Below are 26775 nucleotides of genomic sequence, written 5' to 3' on the forward strand. Positions count from 1 at the left end.
CGCCCCAACCCCCCCCCCCGCGCGCCCACCCCCGGCGGAGCCGCCCCCCCCCCCCGGGGGGGGGGCCGCCCCGGGGGGCGGGCCCCCCCCGGGGGGGCGGGGGGCGGGGCGGCCCCCGGGGGGCCCCCCCCCGGCTCCGGCCCGGGGTCAGGAGGACGTGGGCAGTTCCTCGCGGACCGTCCTGGCCGCCGTGACCAGGTTCTCCAGGGACGAGCGGGTCTCGGGCCAGCCGCGCGTCTTGAGACCGCAGTCCGGGTTCACCCACAGCCGCTCGGCCGGAATCGCCTCCAGACCCGTGCGGAGCAGGGTCGCGGCCTCCTCGGCGCTGGGCACGCGCGGCGAGTGGATGTCGTACACGCCGGGCCCTGCCTCGCGCGGATAGCCGTGGGCGGCGAGCTCCCGGGCGACCTGCATGTGCGAGCGGGCCGCCTCCAGGCTGATCACGTCGGCGTCGAGGTCGTCGATGGCCTGCACGATGTCGCCGAACTCCGCGTAGCACATGTGCGTGTGGATCTGCGTGTCCGGGCGCACCCCACTGGTGCTGAGGCGGAACGACTCGGTCGCCCACGCCAGGTAGGCGGGGTGGTCGGCGGCGCGCAGCGGCAGCGTCTCGCGCAGCGCCGGCTCGTCGACCTGGATTACCGAGGTGCCCGCCGCCTCCAGGTCGCCGACCTCGTCCCGCAGGGCGAGCGCGACCTGACGGGCGGTGTCGCCGAGCGGCTGGTCGTCACGGACGAACGACCAGGCGAGCATGGTGACCGGCCCGGTGAGCATGCCCTTGACGGGCCGCCCGGTGAGCGACTGGGCGTATGTCGTCCAGCGCACCGTCATCGGCTCGGGGCGCGAGATGTCCCCGGCGAGGATCGGCGGCCGCACATAGCGGGTGCCGTACGACTGGACCCAGCCGTGCTGCGTCGCCAGGTAGCCGGTGAGCTGCTCGGCGAAGTACTGCACCATGTCGTTGCGCTCGGGCTCGCCGTGCACCAGCACGTCGATGCCCGTCTTCTCCTGGAACGAGATCACCTCCTGGATCTCGGCCTTGATGCGCTCCTCGTACCCCGCGCCGTCGAGCCGCCCGGCGCGCAGGTCGGCGCGGGCGGTGCGCAGTTCGGTGGTCTGCGGGAACGACCCGATGGTCGTGGTCGGCAGCAGCGGAAGGCCGAGGCTGCCGCGCTGGGCGGCGGCCCGCTCGGCGTACGTCTGGGAGCGCCGCGCGTCCGTCTCGGTGACCGCCCCGGTGCGGGCGCGGACGGCCGGGTCGCGGGTGATGGGGGAGCCGGACCGGGACGCCAGGTCGGCGCGGTTCGCGGCGAGCTGGGTGGAGATCGTGTCGGTGCCCCCGGCAAGCCCCCGGGCCAGGGTGACGATCTCCGCGGTCTTCTGGCGGGCGAAGGCCAGCCAGCGCAGGATCTGCGGCTCGATGTCCCGCTCCAGGGCCGCGTCGACGGGGACGTGCAGGAGGGAGCAGGAGGCCGCCACGTCGACCCGGTCGGCGAGACCGAGCAGCGTGCCGAGCGTGCTGAGCGACTTCTCCAGGTCGTTGACCCAGATGTTGCGGCCGTTGACGACACCGGCGACCAGCCGCTTGCCGGGCAGTCCGCCGACGGCGGCGAGCGCGTCCAGGTTGGCGGCGGCCGCCTCCGTGAAGTCGAGGGCGAGACCCTCGACGGGAGCCTTGGCGAGCACCGGCAGGGCGTCGCCGAGCCGGTCGAAGTAGGAGGCGACCAGGATCCTGGGCCGGTCGGTGAGCGCCCCGAGGTCACGGTAGGCGCGCTCGGCGGCGTTCAGCTCGGCCGGCGTGCGGTCCTGGACCAGGGCGGGCTCGTCCAGCTGGATCCACTCGGCGCCCGCCGCGCGCAGATCGGCTAGCACCTCCGCGTACACCGGGAGCAGCCGGTCGAGGAGGGTGAGCGGGTCGAAGTCGGCGGCGACGCCGGGCGCGGGCTTGGCCAGCAGCAGGTAGGTGACCGGGCCGACGAGGACGGGCCGGGCCGTCAGCCCCAGCTCCTGGGCCTCGGTGAACTCGGCGACCTGCTTGGTGGAGTCGGCCCGGAAGACCGTGTCGGGACCCAACTCGGGCACCAGATAGTGGTAGTTGGTGTCGAACCACTTCGTCATCTCCAGCGGCGCCACGTCCTGGGTGCCGCGCGCCATCGCGAAGTAGCCGTCCAGGGCGTCGGCGTCGACCGCGGCGCGGTGGCGCGCGGGGACGGCGCCGACCATCACGGAGGTGTCCAGGACATGGTCGTAGTACGAGAAGTCGCCGGTGGGGACTTCGCCGATGCCCGCGTCGGCGAGCTCGCGCCAGTTCGAGCGGCGGAGTTCGGCGGCGGCCGAGCGGAGGGCGTCGGCGTCCACGCGGCCCTTCCAGTAACCCTCGATCGCCTTCTTCAGTTCGCGGTTCTGGCCCTGACGGGGGTAGCCGTACACGGTGGCCCGTGCTGCCGCGGCTGCGGACTTGCTGGTCACGGAGATCTCCTTCGCGAGATGAATCCCTGAGATCCCGGGGACGGGACGAGAGCGCGAAGGGCGACGGACCGGACGGGAGCACGCCGTCGGCGTGGTCGCTCCGTCCGATGTGTGCGCCGACCCGCCCTCGAGGTCACCGGGATATCCGCGCACGACTGGTGCGGGCGCGGACAGCGGGCAGGTCTTCGGACTCGCGGGCACGTCCTCCGGGGGAGGACACCTAGTGGCCGTCGCTTCCCAGGACCGGACTCCGGTCCCAGTGCGTGTGACGGCGGTCGTTCCCGCTCACCGCTGCGGGGCAGTCCCGGAATCTCACCGGGTTCCCTCTTACGACGCTCCCGTCTGGCGGGCGGGGCGAACCAGCTGCACTGATCACCTTAAGGGCCTGCCCGCCGGTGGTCCCGGTCCGCTCCGGCATTGGGAGGGTGAGCTGGAACACGTGCGCCGCGTGCTTCGCGGGTGCGACGGGCGGGAAGGGCGGGGCGCGACGGGCGGGAAGGCGGCACACTCCGGCCTTCCCGCCCGCCCCTCGCGACCGGCCGCCGGCCCCTCGGTCGGCGGCCGGGCCCGGGCCCCTCAGCCCGGGCCGTCCTGGGTCCCCCGGTGGCTCCTGACGAGGTGGCGCGCACCGGCGTCCGGAGTGAAGAACTGCGGCAACTCCACCGCCAGCGTGCACCGTTCGAAGATGCCCCGCGCCGCGTCGAGGTCCGCCCACGGGTAGGCGGCGCCGAGCGCGGCGAGCTCGTCGTCGAGCAGCCGCAGGACCGTCTCCCGGTCCACGACCCGGTGGCGCAGCCACTGCCAGATCTGCACCCGGGCGATCTCGGCGGTCGCCGCGTCCGCCATCAGCCCGTCGAGGGCGACGGCGCCCTGACCGTGCAGCCACGCGGCGAAGTACCCGAGCGCGACCGCGATGTTCGACCGCACGCCCTCGGGGGTGGGCGGTCCGCCGACACGACGCGTCGACAACAGGTCGGCGGCCGTCACCGCCACGTCGTCCCGGGTCCGGTCGAGCTGGTGCGGCCGCCCGTCGAGGACCGCGTCGAACACCTCCCGGCACAGCGGTACGAGTCCGGGGTGGGCGACCCGGGAGCCGTCGAAGCCGTCCTCGGCCTCCCGCTCCTTGTCCAGCCGGACCGCGGCGAACGCGGCCCGGTCGGCGTCCGGTTCGCCGGACGGCACCTGGGCGGCCGTCCCGCCGATGGCGTGCGCGCCGCGTTTGTGGCAGGTGCGCACGAGGAGTTCGGTAACGGCGTGCAGGAAGGGCGCGGTCGTCGTCAGCCTGGCGCGCTCGGGCAGCAGGAAGTCGGTGCGGTGTCCGAAGGTCTTGATCAGGCTGAACAGGTAGTCGCAGCGGCCCGCGCCGAGTCCGGCGCCGTGCTCGCGGAGCTCGTGGAGGATCTCCTCCATCTGCACGGCGGCGGTGATCGTCTCGATGAGGACGGTGGCGCGGACCGTGCCGCGCGGGATCCCGAGGAGGTCCTGCGCGGCGACGAAGACGTCGTTCCACAGCCGTGCCTCGTACCGGTTCTCCAGCTTCGGCAGGGAGAAGTACGGTCCGCGGCCGGCGTCGATCTGTCGCCGGGCGCAGTGGAAGAAGTACAGGCCGAAGTCGACCAGGGCGGCGGGTACGGGCTCTCCGTCGGCCTCCAGGTGGTCCTCGGTCAGGTGCCAGCCGCGCGGGCGGACCATGAGGGTGGGGAGCCGGTCCGGCTCGGCGAGCCGGTACGGCGTGCCCTCCGGCGTGGTGAAGTCGATGCGGCGCTCGACGGCGTCCAGCAGGTTCAGCTGCCCGCCGACGATGTTGTCCCAGGTGGGAGCGGTGGCGTCCGCGAAGTCCGCCACCCACACCCGCGCCCCGGAGTTGAGCGCGTCGATGGTCGTCCGGCGGTCGGGCGGACCGGCGATCTCCACCCGCCGGTCGGTGAGCCCGGGCGCGGGCGGCGCCACGCGCCAGCCCGGGTCCTCCCGCACGGCGGAGGTGACCATCGGGAAGTCGAGGGGGGCGCCCGCCGCGAGCCGCAGGGCCTGGCGGCGCCGCTCCTTGAGCAGTTCCTTGCGCCGCTCCCCGAAGGCGCCGGCCAGCCGGCCGACGAAGTCCAGTGCGGCGGGCGTGAGGATCTCGTCGTGACGGTGCCCCGAGGGGCCGAGGACGTCGACGCGGTGCGCCAGAGCGCTGCTGGACATCGGATCTCCTGAAAGCGGTGACGGGAGGGGAACGACTCGAGGGGGCGACCGCCGGACCGGGCGGCGCGGCCTAGTGGAACTGCTCGGCCTCCGTGGAGCCCGCCAGCGCCGTCGTGGAGGAGGCCGGGTTGACGGCCGTGGACACGAGGTCGAAGTACCCCGTGCCGACCTCCCGCTGGTGCCGCACCGCGGTGAACCCGTGCTCCTGCGCGGCGAACTCCCGCTCCTGCAGGTCGACGTAGGCCGTCATGCCGTGCTCGGCGTAACCGCGCGCCAGGTCGAACATGCCGTGGTTCAGGGAGTGGAAGCCGGCCAGGGTGATGAACTGGAACTTGTAGCCCATCGCCGCCAGTTCGCGCTGGAACTTGGCGATCTGGTCGTCGTCCAGGGCGGCCTTCCAGTTGAAGGACGGCGAGCAGTTGTACGCCAGCATCTGGTCGGGGTGCTCCGCATGGATCGCCTCGGCGAACTCCCGGGCCTGCGCGAGGTCGGGCGTGCCGGTCTCGACCCAGATGAGATCGGCGTAGGGGGCGTAGGCGAGGCCGCGCGCGATGACCGGGGCCATGCCGGCCCGGACCCGGTAGAAGCCCTCCGCCGTCCGCTCGCCGGTCACGAACTCCGCGTCGCGCTCGTCGACGTCGCTGGTGAGGAGGTTGGCGGCGAGCGCGTCCGTGCGGGCCACGATCAGCGTCGGCACGTCGGCGATGTCGGCCGCGAGGCGTGCCGCGTTGAGGGTGCGGATGTGCTGGCCGGTCGGCACGAGCACCTTGCCGCCGAGGTGACCGCACTTCTTCTCGGAGGCGAGCTGGTCCTCGTAGTGGATGCCCGCCGCGCCCGCCGCGATCATCGCCTTGGTCAGCTCGAACGCGTTGAGCGGACCGCCGAAGCCCGCCTCCGCGTCCGCGACGACCGGCGCGAGCCAGTCCACGGAGTCGTCGCCCTCGCTCGTGGCGATCTGGTCGGCGCGCAGCAGCGCGTTGTTGATCCTGCGGACCACCTGCGGGACGGAGTTGGCCGGGTACAGGCTCTGGTCGGGGTAGGTGTGCCCCGCCTGGTTGGCGTCGGCCGCCACCTGCCAGCCGGACAGGTAGATCGCCTGGAGTCCGGCCTTGACCTGCTGGACGGCCTGGCCGCCGGTCAGCGCGCCGAGCGCGTGGACGTAGTCCAGGTCGTGCAGCTGCCGCCACAGCCGCTCCGCTCCGCGCCGGGCCAGCGTGTGCTCCTCGCGGACGCTGCCGGAGAGCCGGACGACGTCGTCGGCGCCGTAGGTCCGCTCGATGCCCTGCCACCGGGGGTCCGTCGCCCAGCGCGTCGCGAGCTCGTCGGCCGCCTGCTTCCTCGCCTCTGCCATCTCTGTCACCGTCTCCTCGACTGTGTCGGGTGTGTTGATCTGTATGGGCTGCCAAGGTCCCCTGCTCGGGCGAACCGGGGTGGCACTGTGTGTCGTTGAATGCTGTTCGGGGGATGCGGCCCACCGTCCCGTCGTGCGGCGAAGGTGAGCAATGCTGCCGGGTGCGGAGCGCCGCCCGTGCCGGGATCTCCGACGTCAGGGCATGAATCGCGTCCCGGACCGGGTGCCGTCCGCCGGGATCCGGTGGGCCGCACTCAGACTCTGGCACTGGCACTGAGTGCCATCAATCGTGGAAGCGTGCCAACTTCTGCGAATCTTCAGGCGCCGGATTGCCAAGATTGCGAAGGGTGCGCGGCGCTCCTGTTCCCGTACGCTGACCGCCACCCGTTCGTCGCCCCCACGGAGGACCCCACGGTGAGCAAGACCTACGCGGGCGCGCGGCTGCGGCGGCTGCGCGAGGAACGCCGGATGAGCCAGGCCGAACTGGCCCGCGCCCTGGCCATCTCGCCGAGCTACCTCAACCAGATGGAGCACGACTCGCGCCCCCTCACGGTGCCCGTGCTGCTCCGGCTCACGGAGACCTTCGGCGTCGACCCCGGCTTCTTCTCGGAGCGCGACGCGACCCGGCTCGTGGCGGACCTGCGGGAGGCGCTCGCCGGTGAGCTCGCCGAGTCCCGGGTCTCCCCGTCCGAACTCGCCGAACTCGCGGCACGGATGCCCGGCCTCGCACAGGTCCTGCTCGACCTCGGCCGGCGCGGACAGCACCTCGCCGAGCGGCTCGCGGAGGCCGCCGACGGCCGCGACGGCGCGGCCCCGGACCTGCCCCGCTCGCCCCACGAGGAGATCCGGGACTTCTTCTACCGCCGCCGCAACTACCTCCACGACACCGACCTCGCGGCCGAACACCTGGCGGACGACCTCGGCATCCGGCCCGGCGAGGCCACCCGCGCCCTGACCGCCCGCCTCACCGACACCCACGGCGTCCGCATGACGGCCGAGACCGGCGAGCGCCTGCACCACTACGACCCGACGACCCGCACCCTGCACCTCTCCGCCCGGCTGCGCCCCGGCCAGCGCGCCTTCCGCATGGCCACCCAACTCGCCCTACTCGAACACGGCGACACCCTCGACCGCCAGGCCGCGGAGGACTTCCCGCCGGGCACCCCCACCCACGCCCTGGCCCGCATCGGGATCGCCCACTACTTCGCCGCCGCGCTCGTCCTGCCGTACCGCGCCTTCCACGCGGCGGCCGAAGAGGTCCGCTACGACATCGAGCGCCTCACCGACCGCTACGGCCTCGGCTACGAGACCGTCTGCCACCGGCTCAGCACCCTGCAGCGGCCGCGGCTGCGCGGCGTGCCCTTCTCCTTCGTCCGCGTCGACCGCGCGGGAAACCTCTCCAAGCGGCAGTCGGCCACCGGCTTCCACTTCTCCCGCACCGGCGGCACCTGCCCGCTGTGGAACGTGTACGAGGCGTTCGCCGCGCCGGGCCGCATCCACGTACAGATCGCCGAAATGCCCGACGGGCAGCGCTACTTGTGGACGGCCAGGGCGATCACCCGGCACCGCGGCGGGTGGGGCGAGCCCGGCAAGACCTTCGCCGTCGGCCTCGGCTGCGAGATCCGCCACGCCCACCGGCTCGTCTACTCCGACGGCCTCGACCTCTCCGGCACGGCCGCCGCCACCCCCATCGGCATGGGCTGCCGGGTCTGCGAACGCCTCGACTGCCCGCAACGGGCCGCGCCCCCGCTGGGCCGCCCGCTGCGGATCGACCAGAACAGCAGCACGTTCGTGCCCTACCCGGTGGCCGACGGACCCCGCTGACCGCACCTCTCCCGCCCGGATCCCGGATTGCCGGGAACCAACCGCCCCTCCCCTCCGACTGCTGAGGGGAACAGGGAGGTGGCATGGAGGGACTGGACGTCCGGATGCGTGACGTCGTCTGCCGGCACGGCCGCGTCGAGGCGGTGCACGACGTCGACCTCGACGTCGCGGCCGGCCAGCGGGTGGCCATGACCGGGACCAACGGCTCGGGCAAGACCACACTGCTGCGCGCGGTCATCGGGCTGCACCGCCCGTACGCGGGCCGCATCCTGGTCGGCGGGCGCGGTGTGGGGAACGCGGCCGAGTGGGCGTGGCGGCGCCGGGCGTGCGCGTGGATCCCGCAGAAGCCCGCGGCCGGACGCTTCCCGCTCCTTGCGGGCGAGCTGCTGCACAGCAGCGGCGCCCCGGCCGAGGCGACCGAGGCGGCGGACAAGCTGGGCGTGGGACCGCTCGTCGGGCGGGCCCTGCACACGCTCTCCGGAGGCCAGCTCCAACGCATGTACCTGGCGCGCGCGGTCGGCTGCGTGGCGGCGGGCGCCGGTGTGCTGCTCGCCGACGAACCCACCGCCGCACTCGACTTCGCCGGGCAGGAGGAGGCCGCCGACGTCCTGCTCGCGCTGCCGGTGACCGTGGTCGTCGTCACGCACGACCGCTCCCTGGCCGACCGCTGCGACCGCGTCCTGGAAATGGCCGCCGGGCGGCTGCGGGAGGTCCGGTGAACGCCCTGGCCGCAGCCGACGTCGGCGAGCTGCTGCGGCTCGTGCCCGTCCAACGGGCGGGCTTCGCCCTGCTCCTGGCCGCCGTCGGCCTCCCCGTGATCGGCGTCGTCATCGTCGGGCTCGACATCATGCCGGTGCGGTTCGCGATGATGCACGTGGCGCTGCTCGGCATCGCGGTCGGCCTGCTCACCGGGCTCGACCCGATGCTGTGCGCGCTGGTGGCCTGCGCGCTCGCCGGAGCAGGCGTCGCGCCGCTGGCCCGCACGCCCGACGGCCTGTCCGGCGCGATGGGCCTGGTGATGAGCCTGGCCATCGCCGCCGCCCTGCTCGTCCTGTCCGTGTCCGGCGTCAACGCGGCCGGGGCCTTCGCGCTGTTGTGGGGCTCCATCCTCTCGGTGGGCGCCGCCGACCTGTGGGTGCTCGCCGCGCTGGCCGTGGCCGTGCCGGGCCTGTTCTGGTGGCGGCGGCGCGACATCGCGCTGCTGCTGCACGACCGGGAACTGGCCGTCTCGTCCGGAGTACGTGTCGACGGCCTCACCTTCGTCCTGCTCGTCCTGGTCGCGGTGGCGGTCGCCGGGGCCATCAAGCTCACGGGCGCCCTGCTCGTGGACGCCCTGACGCTGCTGCCCGCGCTCGCGGCCCGGCGCCTGGGCACCTCCCTCGTCTCCATCACCGCCTGGGCGGTCGGCATCGGCGTCGTCGTGAACCTCACCGGGTTTCTCGTCGCGCTCCGCTACGACTGGCCGCCCGGGCCCGTCCTCGTCCTCACGGCTGGCGTGCTCGTCCTCGCCGTCCACCTCGTCCCCGAACGGAGAATCGCCTCATGGCGCGCACCCGCGTCCGCATCACTTCCCTCCTCGCACTGACCCTCAGCGCGGGACTCACCCTCACGGCCACCGGCTGCGGCGACAGCGATTCCTCCGACGGCCCCAAGGCCGCCGGGGCGAAGGACGGCGCGCCCGTGGTCGTCGCCACCACCACCTGGGAGGGCGCCTTCGCCAAGGCCGCGGGGGCCGAGAACGTCAAGGTCATCGTCCCGTCGTCGGCGCAGCACGCCCCCGACTACGACCCGAGGCCCTCCGACCTGGCCGCCGTGGCCGAGGCCGACTTCGTGCTCTACGCCCCCTTCGAACCGTACGCGGAGAAGATCAAGGAGGCCGCCGGGTCCGAGGCGGAGCTGGTCGAGCAGAAGCTGGACAACGACCCCGAGCGGGTCAAGGCCGAAGTGACCCGGCTCGGCAAGCTGTTCGGCACCCGGAGCGCCGCCGCCCGGTGGAACAAGTCCTTCGACACCGAGTACGCCACACTGCGCAAGGACCTGGAGAAGGCGTGGCCGGGCGGCAGGAGCCCGGCCGTCGTCGCCCAGGTCTACTCGGCGTGGTCGGCGAAGCTGGCGGGCGCGGACGTCGTCGGCACGTACGGACCGGAGGCGGTGACCGCACGGCAGCTGTCCGACCTGTCGAAGAAGAAGCCCGCCTTCGTCCTCGACAACGTCCACATGTCGACCGGCACGGTACTCCCGGACTCCGGCGCCCGGCAGATCGACATCGTCAACTACCCCGGCAAGGACCTGGATCTCCTGGCCGTCTACCGCAACGCGGCGACCACGGTCGAGAAGGCCATGAAGGCGGCGTGAGGAACCGACGGTGGGGGCCGCCCGGATCGCCCGGGCGGCCCCCACCGTCGTACCGCCGCTCCCCGGGCGGCGGCGCTCAGCCCACCGACGCCACCGGCTGCTGCTCCACCAGGGGCGGCGCGCACCGCTCCCGCAGCCCGGCACGGTCGGGCTTGCCGGCCGGGGTCAACGGCAACTCGGCCAGCACGAGCAGCCGTTCGGGATGCTTGCGCCGTTCGAGGCCCCGCGCCTCCAAGTGCGCGCACAGCCCGGCCAGCGTGACCTCCCCGCCGTCCCGTGCGACCACGCAGGCCGCGAGCCGCTCGCCCATGAGCGGGTCGGGCACGCCCACGCACACCACGTCCCGCACCAGCGGGTGCGCGGCGAGCTCGACCTCGACCTCCGCCGGACTGATGTTGGCCCCGCCCCGGATCACCACGTCCTTGAGCCGTCCGACGATGCGCAGCGCACCGTCCTGCGCCAGCACGCCGAGGTCACCGGTGCGCACCCAGCCGTCCGCCGTGCGGTAGCGGGCGTCGAGCTCGGGCGCGGCGACGTAGCACAGCGGGGTCATCGGCCCGCGCGCGACGATCTCGCCGACCGTGCCGGGCGCCGCCTCCACCAGCAAGTCCGTGCCCGGTACCGCGATCCGGATGTCGGCCACCCGCCGGTCGGGGTGCCCCGCGAGGATGCCGGGACCCTCGCCGTCCGCGCCGCCGTCCGCGAGCCCGGTATGGCAGTTGACGCCGTCGGCGGAACCGTAGAGGTTCACGACCGGGCAGCCGAACGCCCGCCGGGCCTCGGCGGCCGTCGACGCGTCGAGCGGGGACCCGCCGACGACCAGCGCGGTGGGCGGCACAAGCGCCGGGTGAGCACCCTCGGCGACGCGGTCGAGCAGCATCCTGATCATCGTGGGCACGCCCAGGAGGTGGGTCGGCTCGTGCTCGGCGAGCGCCGCCAGGGCGGCCTCGGGGGTGAAGTGGTCGAGCAGGACCAGCGTGCCGCCGTGCCGGGCGAGCGTGACGGCGGTGCCGTTGCTGCCGAACGCGGAGGCCAGCGGCACCAGGAACAGACAGCGCGGGGGCCGCCCGTCCGGCATCAGCGAGGCGAAGAAGTTGCCGCGGCCACCCGCGAGCGCGTTGTGCGAGTACGCGACCATCTTCGGCTCGGCCTCGGAGCCGGACGAGACGAGGATGCGGGCCGCCGCGTCCGGGTCGGGCCGGGCCGGGACGAACGCCTTCGGGTCGGTGCGCAGGAGCCGGGCCAGCGGGACGCTGCCCTCGGGGGCGTCCCCGGCCGCGATCACCGCGCGCAGCCCGGGCAGTTCACCCATGAGCGCCACCAGGTCGGCCGCGTGACGGCAGCCCCGGTGCTCGCTCGCGGCGATCACCGCGACCGCCTGGGACCTGCGCAGCAGCGAGGCCGCCTCCAGCCCGCCGCGGCCGACCGGGAAGGGCAGCGCGACGGCGCCCACGGCCGCCAGCGCGAGGTCCGCGACGACCGCGTGCCGCCCGTTGGGGAGCTGGACGCCGACGACGTCGCCCGCGCCTATGCCGAGCTCCGTGAGCCCGGCGGCCAGACATCGCACCTTGCGGTCCAGGGCGGTGTAACAGAGCTCGCCCTTGCGGTCGATCACCGCGGCGCGGTGCGGATCGGCGATCCGGCGCGCCCGGAAGAGGCTGTACAGGTCCAGGTCGGGACAGGTGCCGTCGGTCGCCCAGGAGCGGCGCAGCTCGGTCGGCAGCAGGTCGTGCAGGGCCACGGTCACAGGAAGCTCCAGGGGTCGGGCACGGCGGGGGCGCCGTGGGCGTCGCGCCGCACGGCGTCGGAGGCGAGGAGGTCGGCGACGTCCGCGACGACCGGCACCGCGGTCAGGCCGCGGCCCCGGAGCAGCTCCAGCGCCTGCCCGGTGGGCAGTTCGCGCACGTCGTAGGGGAGCGCGCCGTCGTCCGGCAGGGCGAGCCAGCCGTCGGCGGTGGGCAGCGGGCGGCGGAACCCGGCCGGACGCCGGGGGGCGAGGCCGCGTGCGGCCCGGTCCAGGGCGGGCGCGGTGAGCACGTCGGCGGCGCCGAGCAGCGACGAGTCGACCCGCACCCCGGCGCCCGTGCGCTCCCGCAGCAGCAGTCCGGCGAGGATCGCCTCGGTGCCGAGGAGCCCGCCCAGCACGTCGAGCAGCGTCATCAGGGACGGCGCGGGCGGCTCGTCGGCGGGGCGCGCCGCCGCGCCGACCCCGGTGCGGGCCTGCACCATGAAGTCGGTGCCGAGCGGCGCGCCGGGCAGCCGGTCGGCCCAGCCGCTCGTGTAGGCGTACACGAGCCCGGGGTGCACGGCGGCCAGGTCCGCCTCGTCCAGGCCGAGCTGGGCGGCCTTGCCGGGTGCCCAGTTGTGCAGGAAGACGTCCGCGTCGGCCACCAGGCCGCGCAGCCGCTCCCGGTCCGCCGCCGACTTGATGTCGACCTCGACGGCCCGCTTGCCCCGGTTCAGGGCCAGCCAGCGCGCCGAGATCCCCGAACAGGCGGGCGGCATGCCGCGCAGCGGGTCACCGCCCGGCGGCTCGATCCGTACGACATCGGCGCCGAGCAGCCCCAACAGGTGCGCGGCGAGCGGCGCCTGGATGCGCCGGCCCGCCTCGACGACCGTGATCCCCGCGAGCGGCCCTGCGCCGCCGCCGGGGGAGGAGGACCGGGGCGCGGGGGACGACCCGGCGCGCGCGGTCAGCTCCCACGGCGGACGCCCGTCGTGCTCGGCCGCCCGCTCCTCCGGCGACCACAGCCGGCACACGTCGGCGCCCGCCGACGCGGCGGCCGACCGCACCCGCTCCCAGCCGTGACCCCGCGCCGCCGCGTGCAGCTCCTCGGGAAAGGGCGCGCAGGCGGTGGCGTACCGGAACTGGAAGGGGCGCCAGCCGCCCCGGACCGCCTCCTCGGGGGCGCCGAGCGCACGCCAGAACACCGCCCACACCCCGGGGTCGAGCGTCTCCAGCTCGAAGACGACGCCGTCGGCCGACGTGAACGGCGGCCCGCCCGGCGCCAGTTCGGCGGCCTCGCCCTCCTCGGCGCCGGCCGCCGCCAGGTACTGGGAGACCGCGAGCAGCCCGGCGCGCTCCGCGCTGACCTCCAACCGTGCGGCCTGCCCGCCCCGGGCCCGCGCGAGGAGCGCGGCGAGCAGGCCCTGCACGGTGAGGATGCCGGTGGCGGTGGCGGCGTAGTCCACGGCGAGCCCGCGCGGCCCGCCGTCGCGCCGCCCGTGCACCGCCATGATGCCGGTGGCCGCCTGCACGGTCGCCTCGTCCACGAGGTCCGCCCGCCCGCTCCACGTCGACCGCGCGGTGACTTCGCCCAGCTCACCGCCGTCGACGGTGACCAGGCCGCCGGAGCGGCGGCCGCCCCGGGCGCCGAGCAGCCGCAGGTGCTCCGCGACCAGGCCGTCGGCGGGGCCCGGTGGTCCCGAATGGTCCGTGCGCAGCCCCTCCAGCGGTGCCGCGTGCCGCGCGAGCGCCGGTGTGACCTGCGTGATCGGTGTCGCCATGCCTCTCCATTCCCTGACGCGCGGGAACTCGGGGGCCCGCGCCCCCGACCTGTTCCACAGAAGAGTCAGTCGGACGGCCGTTCGCGGGAGTTCCCGCGCGACGGGAGAAAAGTGAGGGAGCGGCAGATGTGGGACGTCAGCGGAGGACCTGCCTGCCCGGCGGACGCCGTCGGACCGAGGGACCGGGTCGCCGGCTTCGTACGGGAACGGGTCATCCCCTGCGAACCGGTCCTGGACGCCGGAGGCCCCGAGGCGTCGGCGACCCTGGCCCGGCTCCAGAAGGAGGCGCGGGACGCCGGGCTGTGGGCGCTGCCGCTGCCCGTCGAGTTCGGCGGCCAGGGCCTGCCCCTGCCGGTGTACGCCCACGTCGCCGAGGCGGAGGGCGCCAGCGACCACGGCCCCGCGGCGCTCGGCTCGGCGCCGCTCCTCGACGTCCTGATGCTGGCCCGGCACGGCAGCCCGCACGCCCGCGAACGGTACGCACACCGGCTGACCGCGGGCGACCTCCGCGCCTGCTACGCCATGACCGAGCCCGACACCCCCGGCACGGACCCCTTCCTCACCGCCACCCGTGCCGAGCCCCGGCGGGACGGCGGCTGGCGGGTGAGTGGCCGCAAGTGGTTCATCAGCGGGGCCGCCGACGCGGACCTCGTCACGGTCCTCGCCCGCACCGAGGGGCAGGCCCCCGACCGCGCCGGCCTCTCCCTGCTCCTGGTGCCCGCGACGGCGGACGGATTCCGCGTCGTACGCCCCCTGCCCGTCCTCGGCGCGTCGGGCCAGTGGGAGATCGCCCTGGACGGCGTGGCGGTCGACGCCGACCACGTGATCGGCGCACCGGGCGAGGCGCTCGCCGTGGCGGGCGAACGCCTCCAGCTCGGCCGCACCCTGCGCTGCCTGCGCTGGCTCGGACAGGCGGGCCGCGCCTTCGACGCGCTGCGCGAGCGCGCCGTCACCCGCTCCCGGTCCGGCGGCCCGCTGGCCGACCTCCAGCTCGTCCAGCGCCACGTCTTCACCTCCCTGCTCGCCCTGCGCACGACCCGGCCGCTCGTGTACGAGGCCGTCGCGAAGGTCGCGGCGGGCGCCGACGCGCACGTGGAGGTCGGGCTCGCGAAGGTCGCCGCCGCACGGACGCTCCAGGAGGTGGCCGACGCGGCGATCCAGGTGCACGGCGCGGCGGGACTCGGCCCGGACACGGCGCTGCCCGCGCTCTTCCGCACGGGCCGCATGGCCCGCATCCTCGACGGCCCCGACGAACTGCACATCACCTCGGTCGCGCGCCGGGTCCTGCGCACCTGACCGCCTCGCGGACGCGACCTAGAGCGCGTGGGCCCCGAGCGCACCGGTCAGCACGGCGAGCGCGCAGGCGAGGAAGAAGTCGCCCCAGATCAGCTCGTGCCGGACGGCCGTGCCGGAGCCCAGGTCGTAGCAGCCGTCCAGGAGCCGCCCGTCCCCGGTGAGATGGTCCCGGACGAGCCGCCGCAGCAGCGCCGCCGCGCGGTCGTGCCGCCCGAACTTGAGCAGGGCGAGCGCGGAGAGCGCGGCGGCGGAGGTGTCGAGGGGCCCGCCGGGCCGGGCGTCGTCGGCCGGCGGGACATGGACGGGCGGGACCAGGAGCGCTGCCACCGACAGGAGTTCGCCGGCGCCGGGCCGGGTGTCCGGCTGCTCCTGCGCGTGACGTACGGCGTCGGCCACGGCCAGCAGCAGCCAGGCCGGGCCCCGGCTCCAGCCGGGCGGCGGGTCGGCGCACGCGGTCCAGCCCGCCCGCGGCCCGTGCCGCAGGGACCAGCGGAACGGCCTTTCGGCGAGGCAGAGTTCGAGGTGGCGGCGCAGGTGGGAGCGGGCCGCCTCGGGGTCCACCGTCGCGAGCAGCGGGACCAGGCCCGGCACGCCGTCCGCCCGGGCCAGCAGGCGTTCGCCGCCGAAGGCCGAACCCCAGGGGACCAGGCCGAGTGCGGGGTCGTAGGCGTCCCGGCAGGCGAGGGCGGCGCGCTCGCGCAGCGCGGCCGACGCGTCGTCGTCGGCGAGTGCGGTGCCGTACCAGAAGATGAGCCCGCGGGTCGCGGTGTCCGCCTCCACCATCGCCGCCAGCCGGGCGGTGCAGGCGACGGCGGCGGTACGGTCCGCCGGGTCACCGGTCAGCCGCGCGCGCAGCCACAGCAGCCCGGCCCAGAACCCGCCGGTCCACGATCCGCGCCGCGATGTCGTCCACCGCCCGGTGTCCGGATCGGCGAACAGCGGGAACCGGTCGCCCACTTGGGCCCGGGTGGCGGCGACCCGGTCCAGGAGCGCGGCGAGTGCGGTGTGGGCTTCGGGCAGGGCGAGGGGGGCCGACGGCACGGGGGTGCTGCCGTCGCGCGGTGCGGGGGAGGGCGGCCCGGACGTCCCCGACGCGCCCCGCCGCTCCCCTGCCTGCCCACTCATCGGGTCCCCGTCCCCACCGCGCGCCGCTCGCGCGCTGCCCACACCAGGGCCACGGCGCCCGCGCCCGCGAACTCGCCCGCCACCATCAGCCACCCCGTCCCGTACCTGCCCGCCGAGGCCAGCACGCCGAACAGCGGTGGGCCGAGCGCGAAACCGGCGAAGAAGCCGGCCGAGACCAGGGCCGAGTCCTGGCCCGCGCGGCCGGGCGCGGCGCGTTGCATCACCAGCACCATCGACACCGCGTTGGCCGCGACCGCGAAGACACCCACGCAGACCGCCGCCAGCCACGCCAGGGGACGCGCGTGCGTCGACACGGCGAGCAGCAGCGCCGCCGCGACGGCCCCGACGGCGAGCACGGCGGGCAGCCACCGGGCCCGGTCCGGCACGCCCGCGACCTTCGACCAGCCCACGCGCCCCGCGATCCCCGCGACGCCGAGCACCGCCACGAGCGCCCCGGCGGCCGTCGGACCGAGCCCGAGCCGCTCCGCGCCGTAGAGCGACAGATAGGTGTTCACCGACGCGATGCCGCAGCCGAGGAGCAGCGAGAACGCCGCGAGCCAGGCGATGGTGCCGCGCGGCAGCCAGGCGGCGGGCGGCGCCGACCTCGGGGCGGGATCGGCGGGCAGCGTGCGGGACGCCCACACCGCCGCGGCCACGGCGGCCCCCGCCGCCGTCCACACGGCGGCGCGCCAGCCCGCGGCCCCGGCGAGCGCGGCGAGCGGCAGCCCGGCCGCGAACGCGCCGAGCTGCACGCCCGACTGCTTCATGCCGGTGACCGCGCCGCGCCGCTCCACCGGCACGGCGGCCAGGATCGCCTTGTTGGTCGCCGGGTTGGCGAGCGCCTGCGGCACACCGCCGAGCGCGACCGCCGCCAGCAGGAAGCCGGTGCCGGGCGCCGACCCGATCAGCGCGAGCGCCCCGGCGGCGACCGCGAGCAGGGCCACCAGACAGCGGCGGGGGCCCACCCGGTCCACGACCCGCCCACCGAGCGGCGACAGCACGGCCGCGGCCCCGAATCCGACGGTCGTGGTCAGCCCGAGCACGGTCGGCGAGACGTCCAGCGCGCGGACGATACGGGGGCCGAGCGCCCCGAGGAGGAAGAGCTGCATCATCGAGAAGGCCATGGCGCCGGTGAGCAGCGCGGTCATCGCCCCGTCGCCGCGCCCGGCACCACGGGACCCGCCACCCCCGGTGGCCTTCTCCCGGACATCCCTCGGCTCCGCCGTCACAGGCACTCCTTCGCTCCCCGGCTCATCAAGTCCTCGACAGGAGTCGGCCCGGCCCCGCCGTGAGTTCCGTGCAGTGGCTGTGACCTGGAGCACGGTCCGTGGGGAAGGTCGTCGGCCGATCGCGAGGAGGGCGGGGTGGACGGTGCGGGCAGGGCGAGCGGGGCAGACTGGACGGATGATCCACGCATGCCCCGACCCCGCACGCGGGGACGACGACTCCTCCGACGGCCAGGACCGCGGCGGCCCGTCCTCCGGTGACCAGGACTGCGGCGGCCCGTCCTCCGGCGGCCAGGACCGAGGCGGCTCCTCCCGCGGCCATGACGAGGCCGACCTGCTCGACAGGACGGAACGCAACCTCGCGGAGCACGCCTGCCATCTGCACCGGCATGCCGCGGGCGCGACCGTGACGGAGGGCGCGGACCTCCTGATCGCCGACAGCGGCCTGGCCGACGACACGTTCAACATCGTCGCCGCGGCCCGCTTCACGCCCGCCACGGCCCCGGCCCGGATCGCCGGGACGGCCCGGCAGGTGGCCGCGACCGGCCGCCCGTTCTCCTGGTGGGTGGGGCCCGCATCGACACCGCCCGACCTGAGCGCGCTCCTCGCGGCGGCGGGCCTGCCGGTGGCGGAGCGCGAGACGGCCATGTGGGCGGAGCTCGACGACACCCGGCCCGGGCCCTCCGTGCGCGGCCTCGACATCCGGCCCGTGACCACGGCCGCGCACCTCGCCGACTACGCCGGGATCCTCGCCGCCAACTGGAGCCCGCCCGCCGCGACCGTGCGCGTGTTCTACGAGCGCGCCGCGCCCCGGCTCCTCGCCCCGGACGGCCCGGCCCGCCTCCTGGTCGGCTACGCGGACGGTATGCCGGTCTGCTCCGCCGAGGTCTTCGAGCACGCGGGAGTGGCCGGGATCTACAACATCTGCACCCTGGCCGCGCACCGCGGACGCGGCTACGGCGGCGCCGTCACCCTCGCCGCACTGCACACCGCCCGCACCCGCGGCCACACCCGCGCGGTCCTGCAGGCGTCCGCGGAGGGCGAACCCGTCTACCGGCGCCTGGGCTTCCGCACCTGCGGCCACTTCACCGAACACGCCGTGCCGCCCGCCACGGCCGAGTAGCCCACGGACCGGCTCAGCGCCGCTTGTTGAGCGTGTCGACCGCGCCCAGGGCGTCACCGATGGTCGCGAAGTCGACGGCGACGAAGTTCACCGGCCGGCCACGGGCCTGCTCGCAGCGCCGGACACGGTCCAGGATGAAGTCGCGCTTGTTGACCACCGCGGCGTCGAGGCGGCTGCCGCCCATGTCGGTGATGAAGTGGTTCAGGAGGAAGAGGCGTTTGCCGGTTCCGCCGCGGTGCGGGACGCAGCTCATCTCCTCCGGCGCGGTGAACGCGAACGGGGTCTCCATGCCGTACCGGTAGAAGTTGCGGTACCAGGGCGCGGGCCCGTCGGCCTGTTCGGCGAAGACCACCAGGCGGCGCCCGGAGTCCACCATGTCGCCCAGGGTGGGCCAGGGCCTGCCGGGGTCCGCGTCCGGCGTGAACACGAGCCGCTCCAGGCCCGCCTGACGGAACGCCTGCCGGGTCCGGGTGCCGTCGACGGCGTCCTGGACGATCAGCGTGACCACTTCGCCCGGGTGCGCGTCGAGCCACGTGCCGAGGGTGCGCAATGTCTCCACCAGCGGGATCGCGCCCGCCCGGCACACCGCGTGGCACAGCCACAGGCCGGGGCGCGGCGGGTTGGCCCGCTCCACCAGGCGCGTGATCTGCCGCTTCATGTCGGGCGGGAAGTCCGCGTCGCGCAGCCGTTCGGCGACCTCGGCCGGGGTCTCCCAGGTCTGGGTGTCGATGAGCAGCGCGCGGGCACCGGCGTCCAGTTGCGCGACGATGTCCGGGTCGTGCAGCGGGCCGATGAACTTGTCGGCCGTCGTCGACATCGCGTTGTGCGTGGCCAGATAGGCCACCTCGTCGTACCGCCGGTCGCACAGCGACTCCGAGCCGAGGCACAGTTCGCGGGAGTCCTTGCCGGCGGCCAGCGGGGCGAGCACCGCCCCCGCCATCGCGAGCGCCAGCAGAGCGCCCACGGCCGTCCCGAGGACCGCGCCCCGCCGCCGCGCGGACAGACGCGGCGCGCGCCGCGCCATCAGCCGCTCGTACCCCCATGCGGCCGCGACGAGGACCAGCCCGGCCAGGAGCGGCAGCGCCGAGGTGATCAGCCCCACCGAGAGCAGGGCGTCGGCGGCGCCGTGCTGCACGTCGTCGAGGAGGCGGGAGACCGACGGCGGCCAGCTCGGCGGGGGCCGGACCATCAGACTCGCCACCTGCCAGCGCGCCAGGGCGAGGACCACGGCGGCCAGGGCCCCGCCCGCGGCGAGCGCCGTGCCGATCCGTCGCAGCCGCGGCGCCCAGGACGCGGTTCCGGCGAAGGCCAGCACCGCGGCCGAGCCGAGGGCGAGCGCCAGCGCGACCCCCTGGACCACGCCCAGCGTCAACTTGGTGAAGAAGCGGGCCTGTTTGGCGGCGCCCAGGTCCACGCCCGCCGCCTCCAGGTCCGGCACGACGTTCCAGTGCCCGTCCTCGGTGAGGGCCGACAGGTCGGACGCGGCGCCGCTCGTCCTGCCCCCGAGCGCGTACGGCCCCACGTCCGCGAGCGCCGAGGCCACGTCGCCGGTGCCCAGCGCCGCCTCGACCTGCGGGCGCAGCGCGGCCCGCCGGTCCTCGGGCACGGGCTCCATCAGCCAGTCGGCCGCCTGCCGCGCCGCGTCCTCGTCCAGGCGCAGCTCGGGCAGGTTCCCGGGGCGGCGGCCCCGGGAGATGTCGTCGAGGGCCGTCGTCAGCTCGCGCGTGAAGGCGGCGAAGTCCGGGGCCCGGCGGCCCTGGGCGGAGGCGACGAGGTCGCCGAGGTAGATCTCGGCGAAGCTGCCGATGTTCGTCAGGACGGGCCGCACATCGACGCTGACGCTCAGCCGCGGTTCCTTCCCGCGCAGATAGGCCACGGCGTGCCCGATCTGCTCGTCGACCAGGGTGCGCAGGGTGGCGGGCGGCAGCACGTTCTTCAGGTTCGCCGTCACCTGCGCCTCCGGCACGGGCAGCCGGCCGAGGAGATCGCGGGTGACGCGGGCGGTCGCCGGATCCACCAGGACCTCGTCGTACAGCCGTTCGTACGCGTCCTGCTCGTCCAGCACGGACTGGTAGAAGACGCGGTTGACGACCGTCGCGCGGGCGCAGCCCGCGAGGACCAGTACGAGCGTGGACAGCGCGAGGACGCCCCAGGCGACCGGCCGCAGCCAGGGCCGTATCCGTCCGCCCGCCCGGGCCCCGCCGTCCTTCACCGTGCTGCCGCTCACGGAACGATCATGCGGTGGACGCGGACGCGGCGCCACACCGGCAGGTCAGCGGCACTCCTGCGCCCGCCGCCCGGCGCCGCTGATCAGGTCGACCCGCCGTCCCTCGCCCTCCTCGACGACGTAGAGCGTGCCGTCGTCGGGGCTCCAGCCGCGCGGCACCAGGAAGATCCGGTCGCCCGAGACGTGGAACAGGCGCAGTCCCGCGTACTCGTACGCGTACTGGCTGCCCTTCTCCGTCACGCGGCGGTAGCAGCTGCCGCCGCCCCGGATCATCAGGTCCTTCTCGCTGAAGACGACGACGGCGGGGAACTCGTCGCGCAGGGTCCGCTCGGTCAGCTCCGCCCGGCCCCGGCCCGCGATCGCCGCGTAGGACGACACGGCCCAGAACAGCGACAGGACGCACACGAACAGGGTGAGCCCCCACAGCCGCAGGTCGCGGCGGTCACGGGTGCGGGCGTACGCGTTGAGCGCGAGTCCGCCGATCGCGGTGAGCGGCAGCACCAGGTCGAACAGCCATGGGGCGAGCGGATACAGCGGTACGAGGGCGAGCGGCACCGCCCAGGCGAACCGCAGGACGCGCACGGCGCCCGCCAGCCGTTCCGGTGCGGCGGCCGTCCAGCGGAGCAGCCCGAGCACACCCAGCGCGATGCCCGCGGCCAGCCAGGCGGGCAGATAGAGCGCGCCGACGCTGCGCAGCAGATAGTCGCTGGTGGAGAGGTGGAAGACGGTGTCGCGCAGGCCGAGTGCCTTGGTCTCGGCGTCGGTGCTGGCCCAGCCGAAGTAGAAGAGGACCGCGGTCAGCAGGGTGACGAGCGACCCGACGGCCCCGACGCCCTCGACCCAGCCGACTCGGGGTGAGGTGGGGGCAGGGGGAGAGGCGGGGGCAGGGGTGGTGTCGGGCTCGGGGGCCGGGGCGGGGGCTGGGTTGGGGTTGGGGTCCGGGCGGAGGTCGGGGTCGGGGTCGGCGTTGGGATGGGCGTCCGGGCTGGGGTCGGGGTCCGGCTCGGGGTCCGCGTTGGGATGGGCGTCCGGGCTGGGGTCGGGGTCCGGCTCGGGGTCCGCGTTCGGATCGGCGTCCGGGTTGGGCTCGGGGTTCGGGCTGGAGTCCGGACCGGGGCCGGGGCCGGGGTCAGGTGTCCGGTTCGGGGGAGGGGGCGGGGCGGGGTCCGGGTCGGGGGCTCCTGCCGGGCTCGGGGCGGCGGGGGCGCGGCGGGGATCCGGCGGAGGCCCGCTCATCACGGGCGCGCGCCTGAGGCGCCGGCCGAGGTCGCGCCCGCGCCCACCGGAGCCGTTCCCGGCGAAAGCGCGGCCGACGGCGTACGCGGTGACGCGACGACGCCGCTCCAGTCCAGGGTGAACGCCGCCCGACGCGAGACCCTCACCCCGTTCTTCGTCACGAGCGTCACGTCCACCGCCGTGGGCCGGGCGCCACCGAAGCCGTCCGCCCCCGGCAGGTCCACGGTGACCGTGCCGTCCTTGCAGCACCTCGCCTTGTCGTCCGCGTCGCCGAAGGGCCGCAGGACGATCGGGTCCGTCAGGCCGGCGCCCCGCAGTTCGACCGTGTCCGGATCGTCGGGCCACGTGCCGTAGAAGGAGACCGATCCGCCCGGCGTCGCGATCGCGTCCTTTGCGCTGATCCTGTCGGCGCAGGCGTCGACGCCCGCCGGGGCGGACCGCAGGACGACGTTCTCGCGGGGGTGGCTCCGGTAGTACGAGACGAAGTGCTGCAGCACCGTGAAGGCATCCCCGTCCTTGCACAGCTGCTCCGTGCCCGCGGGCCGGTAGCCGCTCGCGCGCAGCCCCGCCTCCGCCTTCGTCGCGATGCCGAGGCCGCCGGGTTCGCCCTGCGCCGCCCGGCAGATCCCGGCCAGCCCCTCGATGACCTTCCAGGCCTGCGGCGAGGCGTGGTCGCCCCTCTCGTGCCCGGGATCGACCGACGCGGCGTACGCCCGCCCGCACTCACCCCGCTGGAGCAGGTCGTACGCGCTGTCCGGTTCGAGCGCCTCGTCGGTGTTCGGCGACTTGGGCCCCCACGGCAGCCAGCCGGGCGGCTTCCCCTGCCCGCCGCTCCCGCCGCCGCCGTTCCCGTTGCCGCCCTTGCTCCCGTCGCCGCCGCCGGTCTGCCAGCTCCCGTCCGTCGTCTCGTCGGAAGACCCGTCGGAGGAACCGGCCGAAGAACCGCTCGTCGCCCCGCTCGTCGTGCCGCCGCCGTCGGCCCCCGACGGGGTGCCCGCGCCGCCGTCGACGCCCGTACTCGCGCCGCCGCCCAGGGAGCCGCCGCCGCCTCCCTGCGCCCCTCCGCCGGGCGACGCGACGGTGCGTATCCCCAGGAACAGCCCCACCACCAGGACGCACCCGGCGACGGCGAAGACCCAGACCGGTATGCCGACCGCGCCTGAACCGGAGCGAACAGCCATGACGGCACCCCCGTTTCGCCTCCTTCCCATGATGCTGCGGAGGGATGGCGCCGGGTATCCCCCGGGCGGCGGTGTCGAAATTCGCCGGGGCCTCAGCTCTGTCCCCGCGTCCCGCTTTCGGGCCGGGGAGTCCCGAACTCCTGTGACGCGGCCGTGCATTCGATCTTCACGGCCCCGTCGGCCGACCTGGTGAGGACGAACTGGCCGCCCTGCGAAGTGATCTGCTGTAGCGTTTCGAGGGTGCTCAACTGCGCGGTCTCCACGACCGAGTCGCGGGCGGCGCCCGCAGCCTCCTCGCGCACCCGCACATCGGCGTCCGTGCGACGCATCAGCGCGTACGTGACGGCCGCCACCAGGGAGGCGCTGACAGGCGCACCGATGACCAGCGTGACGAGCAACCAGGCGGGACTGCCCGCCTGTTGGGCGAGCAGGGCGGTGGCGGGTGACGTCGCCCCGCAGCCGACGGCCACCAGGCCGGTGCCCACGGCGCGGCGCTGCGGTACGGCGTCGACGGCCGGTGTGCGGCCCCTGGCCGGTGCCTGGGCCTGCCTCCTGTTGGTCACCGCGGGCTCCGGGACACCGTTCGGCGACGCTGTGCCGCGGTCGGACCCGGGAATTCCCTTTCGCCGGCCCGGGCACCCCCGGCGGGCGCCGGAGCGCCCGCCTCGCAATGGCTCATTGCCGTCCCCCTGTGCGTCGCGGGTCCTTGCACCATTATCCGGGCAGGGGTTCAGGAAGGGTCAATGGCACAAGTTCGTAAGAGGCCTATGTCCCGGCGGCATAGACGGGGGACGCAATGACGATCGAGCTGCAACAGCTGGCGTACTTCACGGCCGTGGCCACCTCGGGCTCCTACGTATTGGCGGCGGAGCGCCTGCACGTGTCCCAGCCCGCGCTCTGGCGGAAAGTGAAGAGCCTGCAGGGGGAGCTCGGAGTTCCCCTCTTCGAGAGATCGGGAAATCGCGTCGTGCTGACCTCGGCGGGCACCCTCCTGCTGGCCGAGGCGCAACGCGTCCTCACCGCCAATGAACAGCTCTGCGAGGTCGCGGCCGATCTGAGCCAGGGACGCACCGGGCTGGTGCGGTTCGGCTGCTTCCCCGTGCACATCAGGTATCTGCTGGCGCCCGTCATCGGGAAATTCCTCGGTGAACACCCCGCCATCAGAATGGAGTTCACGGGCCTCGCCGACAGCCGGAGGGCCGAAGTCGCCCGACGGCTCTACGAAGACCTCCGGCTCGGCGCCCTCGACCTGGCGATGGCCCCCGGTCCCAGAAACGACTTCGACGGATTCAAGGCGTACCGCGCGGACATCGTGGCCGTCCTGCCCGAGGAACACCCGGACCACGGGAACACCGAGGTCGAACTGGGCGCACTGCGCGGATATCCGCTGCTCACCGCACCGCTCGGCTACTTCTCCCGGGTCGAGGTGGAACGGGGCGCGGCCAAGTGCGGGTTCAGCCCCCATGTGCTCGTCGAGAGTTCCAGCCCGCTCTCGCTGCTCGCCCTGGGGCGCGGCGGCGTCGGCATCCCGATCGTCGCCCGGGACAACATCGACCCGGCCGAGCCGGACCGCGGCAGTGTCCTGGTCGCGTCCGACGGAGCCATCTACACCGACGTGTGGCTGCACTGGAAGTCGGGCGGGCTCTCCTCGGCCGCCCGGATCTTCGCCGAGATGATCCGGGCGGCGTCCCGGCTCAGGGGCGTGGCGGCGCCCCGGGGAGCGGCACCGGAGGAGTGCGGCTGAGCCCTGCCGTCGACCGGCCGCGCCGTCAGCCGAGCCCGCCGGCCGCCGCCTCGTCGAGCAGCCAGGTCACCCGCCCGCCGGCCTCCTCCACCGCACGTGCCGCCCGCGCCACCGGCAACTTGTCGTCGCCCTGCAGCGCCCCCGCGATCACCTCGGCCTTGCCCGCCCCGGCCGCGATGATCAGGCAGTCCTTGGCCCCCTCAAGGGCGTTCAGGGTGAGGGTGAGCCGCTCGGGCGGCGGCTTCGGCGAGTCGTGCACGCCCACGGTCAGGCGGTCCGTCACCTCCACGGCCTCCAGACCCGGGAAGAGCGACAGCGTATGACCGTCCTCGCCGACACCCAGCCACACGTGGTCCAGCCGGGGCAGCCCCGTGCCGTCCTTGGGGAGCAGGGCGAGCCGCGCCTCGTACCGCGCGGCGGCCTCGTCCGGCGGCAGTGTCCCGTCGGGCACCAGCAGCCGGTCCGGGTCCACCGGCACGTGGTCCAGGAGCGCCGCGGCGGCCTGGCCCCAGTTGGAGTCGGCGTCACCGACCGGGACGCAGCGCTCGTCGCCGACCAGCACGTTCAGCCGGGACCAGTCGAGGGAGGGCGCGCCCTGCGCGAGCAGCCGGTAGGCGGCCGCCGGAGTGCTGCCGCCCGCAAGGACCCAGGTGGCCTCGCCCGCCCGGTCGACGGCCGTGCCCAGCTCGCGGACCGCGTGGTCCGCGACCGCGCGGGCCAGCTCCTCCGGCTTGGCGAAGATGCGCTTGTCAGCCACTGAATCCTCCTGAGGGAGATGGTTTTCCAGGTTCCTTCCGCGTCAGGCTACTGCGCCTGATGTTTACCGTGAACGGACCAATTCGGCAGCGACTCTATGCCGTTGCGGCATAGCCGACTACGACGATCGCACCGCCGAAAGAGCCGGCTCACAAAGGCGCAACAATCAATCACCGTCCGGGTGAATGACGGCGGAAGAATTGACTCGCGACGGCGAAATGACCGTCGCGTCATGGGAGGCCAAGGGAAACGGAGGGGAACCGAGGGGGCCGACGCGAAGAAAGCCGAGGGAAGCCCAAGGGGAGGGGGAGCGTGATCCGGGCCCGCGGTCAGTCCGTCCTGTCGCGGAGTCCGGCGACGAGCAGCGCGACCAGTCGGCGCGCGTCGTAGCGCGGGTCGCTGTCGGCGCCGATGCAGAGGTTCCCGATGCCGCGCAGGAGTTGGTAGGCGTCGAGGTCGGAGCGGACCTCGCCGGACGCGGTGGCGGCGTCGAGGAGTTCGGCGCACACCGGCAGCAGGCGGTCGAGGAAGTACGCGTGCAGCGCCTCGAAGCCCGCGCCGTCCCCCTGCATCGCCGCGGCCAGGCCGTGCTTGGTGACCAGGAAGTCGACGAAGAGCCCGACCCACCGGCCCAGGGCGGCGTGCGGTGTCGGGCCGGCCGCCAGCAGGGCGGGGCCGGCCTCGGCGCAGGCGTCCACCTGATGGCGGTAGACCGCGATGACGAGGTCCGCCCGGGTGGGGAAGTGGCGGTAGATCGTCCCCGTCCCGACCCCCGCCTTCGCCGCGATGTCGCGGACCGGTGCCTCCACCCCCGAGGTGACGAAGACCGCGGCGGCCGCGTCCAGCAAGGTCTGCTGGTTGCGCCGCGCGTCCTTGCGCCGGGACTTCGCCGGACTTCCCGCGCGCTCGCCGTTGTCGTCCATGTCGTCCACCACGGACGTCCTCCCTGGTCCTGTTCCTGATCCTGGCTCGTCCCTCGTCCTCATCCTGCATCCTTGCGAAACGGAACGACGTTCCGTATCGTAATCGGAACGAGGTTCCGTTTCTCCATGATGGCAGACCGGGCGGGCCGCCGACCAGTCGGCAGGGCGCCGCCGCGCCCGTCGGCGTCGCCACCGGCCCCTGGTCCGGTCCGGCCCCACCACGACTCTTAAGACCTGAACGGAAG

20 protein-coding genes and 1 riboswitch are annotated in these 26775 nt (G+C 74.8%); of the genes, 7 read left to right on the forward strand and 13 right to left on the reverse strand.

Annotated features, from left to right (window positions below):
• Positions 1 to 147: 147 nt before the first annotated feature.
• From metE to aceA, 3 genes are all read right to left on the reverse strand, one after another.
• Positions 148 to 2469, reverse strand: a complete 2322-nt coding sequence (metE, locus tag ACFYXE_RS09865; RefSeq protein ID WP_389310780.1) for a 5-methyltetrahydropteroyltriglutamate--homocysteine S-methyltransferase — start codon at positions 2467 to 2469, stop codon at positions 148 to 150.
• Positions 2470 to 2627: 158 nt separating this feature from the next.
• Positions 2628 to 2848, reverse strand: a riboswitch (cobalamin riboswitch).
• 197 nt (positions 2849 to 3045) lie between these two features.
• Entirely contained in the window at positions 3046 to 4656 is a 1611-nt protein-coding gene (gene aceB / locus ACFYXE_RS09870) for a malate synthase A (protein WP_389310782.1), read from the reverse strand.
• Between the two features lie 70 nt (positions 4657 to 4726).
• On the reverse strand, positions 4727 to 6007 hold the full coding sequence (aceA, locus tag ACFYXE_RS09875) for an isocitrate lyase (protein WP_389310784.1): 1281 nt from the start codon (positions 6005 to 6007) through the stop codon (positions 4727 to 4729).
• 414 nt (positions 6008 to 6421) lie between these two features.
• Here aceA and ACFYXE_RS09880 point away from each other — a divergent pair, with 414 nt between their 5' ends.
• From ACFYXE_RS09880 to ACFYXE_RS09895, 4 genes are all read left to right on the forward strand, one after another.
• Complete coding sequence (locus tag ACFYXE_RS09880) at positions 6422 to 7831, forward strand: short-chain fatty acyl-CoA regulator family protein (RefSeq protein WP_389310786.1); 1410 nt, start codon at positions 6422 to 6424, stop codon at positions 7829 to 7831.
• An 83-nt stretch (positions 7832 to 7914) separates the two neighbouring features.
• On the forward strand, positions 7915 to 8550 hold the full coding sequence (locus ACFYXE_RS09885; RefSeq protein ID WP_389310788.1) for a metal ABC transporter ATP-binding protein: 636 nt from the start codon (positions 7915 to 7917) through the stop codon (positions 8548 to 8550).
• The gene (locus ACFYXE_RS09890; RefSeq protein WP_389310790.1) at positions 8547 to 9416 is read left to right on the forward strand and encodes a metal ABC transporter permease; all 870 of its coding nucleotides are present in this window, start codon (positions 8547 to 8549) and stop codon (positions 9414 to 9416) included. Before ACFYXE_RS09885 ends, ACFYXE_RS09890 begins: the two co-directional genes overlap by 4 nt.
• The gene (locus tag ACFYXE_RS09895; RefSeq protein WP_389310792.1) at positions 9374 to 10186 is read left to right on the forward strand and encodes a metal ABC transporter solute-binding protein, Zn/Mn family; all 813 of its coding nucleotides are present in this window, start codon (positions 9374 to 9376) and stop codon (positions 10184 to 10186) included. Before ACFYXE_RS09890 ends, ACFYXE_RS09895 begins: the two co-directional genes overlap by 43 nt.
• A 76-nt stretch (positions 10187 to 10262) precedes the next feature.
• Here ACFYXE_RS09895 and ACFYXE_RS09900 read toward each other — a convergent pair whose 3' ends face one another.
• Together ACFYXE_RS09900 and ACFYXE_RS09905 are read right to left on the reverse strand one after the other, a co-directional pair.
• On the reverse strand, positions 10263 to 11933 hold the full coding sequence (locus tag ACFYXE_RS09900; RefSeq protein ID WP_389310794.1) for a class I adenylate-forming enzyme family protein: 1671 nt from the start codon (positions 11931 to 11933) through the stop codon (positions 10263 to 10265).
• The gene (locus ACFYXE_RS09905; RefSeq protein ID WP_389310796.1) at positions 11930 to 13693 is read right to left on the reverse strand and encodes a CoA transferase; all 1764 of its coding nucleotides are present in this window, start codon (positions 13691 to 13693) and stop codon (positions 11930 to 11932) included. Before ACFYXE_RS09905 ends, ACFYXE_RS09900 begins: the two co-directional genes overlap by 4 nt.
• Before the next feature lie 126 nt (positions 13694 to 13819).
• On the opposite strand from ACFYXE_RS09905, the gene ACFYXE_RS09910 reads away from it, so the two are divergent.
• The gene (locus ACFYXE_RS09910; protein WP_389310798.1) at positions 13820 to 14989 is read left to right on the forward strand and encodes an acyl-CoA dehydrogenase family protein; all 1170 of its coding nucleotides are present in this window, start codon (positions 13820 to 13822) and stop codon (positions 14987 to 14989) included.
• Between the two features lie 18 nt (positions 14990 to 15007).
• On the opposite strand, the gene ACFYXE_RS09915 is transcribed toward ACFYXE_RS09910, so the two are convergent.
• Together ACFYXE_RS09915 and ACFYXE_RS09920 are read right to left on the reverse strand one after the other, a co-directional pair.
• On the reverse strand, positions 15008 to 16114 hold the full coding sequence (locus ACFYXE_RS09915; RefSeq protein WP_389310800.1) for a sugar ABC transporter permease: 1107 nt from the start codon (positions 16112 to 16114) through the stop codon (positions 15008 to 15010).
• Positions 16111 to 17262: an MFS transporter gene (locus ACFYXE_RS09920; RefSeq protein WP_389311409.1), complete on the reverse strand. Its 1152-nt coding sequence runs from the start codon at positions 17260 to 17262 to the stop codon at positions 16111 to 16113. Before ACFYXE_RS09920 ends, ACFYXE_RS09915 begins: the two co-directional genes overlap by 4 nt.
• A gap of 256 nt (positions 17263 to 17518) precedes the next feature.
• On the opposite strand from ACFYXE_RS09920, the gene ACFYXE_RS09925 reads away from it, so the two are divergent.
• Complete coding sequence (locus ACFYXE_RS09925; RefSeq protein WP_389310802.1) at positions 17519 to 18463, forward strand: GNAT family N-acetyltransferase; 945 nt, start codon at positions 17519 to 17521, stop codon at positions 18461 to 18463.
• Positions 18464 to 18476: 13 nt separating this feature from the next.
• Here ACFYXE_RS09925 and ACFYXE_RS09930 read toward each other — a convergent pair whose 3' ends face one another.
• The 4 genes from ACFYXE_RS09930 to ACFYXE_RS09945 all read right to left on the reverse strand — a co-directional run bounded on the left by ACFYXE_RS09930 (position 18477) and on the right by ACFYXE_RS09945 (position 23670).
• Complete coding sequence (locus ACFYXE_RS09930) at positions 18477 to 20690, reverse strand: hypothetical protein (protein ID WP_389310804.1); 2214 nt, start codon at positions 20688 to 20690, stop codon at positions 18477 to 18479.
• 45 nt (positions 20691 to 20735) lie between these two features.
• Positions 20736 to 21926 carry a hypothetical protein gene (locus tag ACFYXE_RS09935; protein WP_389310806.1) on the reverse strand — a complete coding sequence of 397 codons (1191 nt, stop codon included), beginning with the start codon at positions 21924 to 21926 and terminating at the stop codon, positions 20736 to 20738.
• Positions 21926 to 23107 (reverse strand): hypothetical protein, encoded by a 1182-nt coding sequence (locus ACFYXE_RS09940; RefSeq protein WP_389310808.1) that lies wholly within the window; start codon positions 23105 to 23107, stop codon positions 21926 to 21928. Before ACFYXE_RS09940 ends, ACFYXE_RS09935 begins: the two co-directional genes overlap by 1 nt.
• A gap of 92 nt (positions 23108 to 23199) precedes the next feature.
• A complete protein-coding gene (locus ACFYXE_RS09945) occupies positions 23200 to 23670 on the reverse strand; it encodes a hypothetical protein (RefSeq protein ID WP_389310810.1) in 471 nt (156 codons plus the stop codon).
• A gap of 233 nt (positions 23671 to 23903) precedes the next feature.
• Here ACFYXE_RS09945 and ACFYXE_RS09950 point away from each other — a divergent pair, with 233 nt between their 5' ends.
• Positions 23904 to 24851, forward strand: coding sequence for a LysR substrate-binding domain-containing protein (locus ACFYXE_RS09950; protein ID WP_389310812.1), 948 nt, complete (start codon positions 23904 to 23906; stop codon positions 24849 to 24851).
• Positions 24852 to 24876: 25 nt separating this feature from the next.
• Here the strand turns inward: ACFYXE_RS09950 and pgl are convergent, their stop codons facing one another.
• Together pgl and ACFYXE_RS09960 are read right to left on the reverse strand one after the other, a co-directional pair.
• Positions 24877 to 25608 (reverse strand): 6-phosphogluconolactonase, encoded by a 732-nt coding sequence (gene pgl / locus ACFYXE_RS09955; protein ID WP_389310814.1) that lies wholly within the window; start codon positions 25606 to 25608, stop codon positions 24877 to 24879.
• Positions 25609 to 25936: 328 nt separating this feature from the next.
• Complete coding sequence (locus ACFYXE_RS09960; RefSeq protein ID WP_389311411.1) at positions 25937 to 26530, reverse strand: TetR/AcrR family transcriptional regulator; 594 nt, start codon at positions 26528 to 26530, stop codon at positions 25937 to 25939.
• Positions 26531 to 26775 lie beyond the last annotated feature (245 nt).

Source organism: Streptomyces sp. NPDC002564, from assembly GCF_042889645.1.
Lineage (GTDB): Bacteria > Actinomycetota > Actinomycetes > Streptomycetales > Streptomycetaceae > Streptomyces.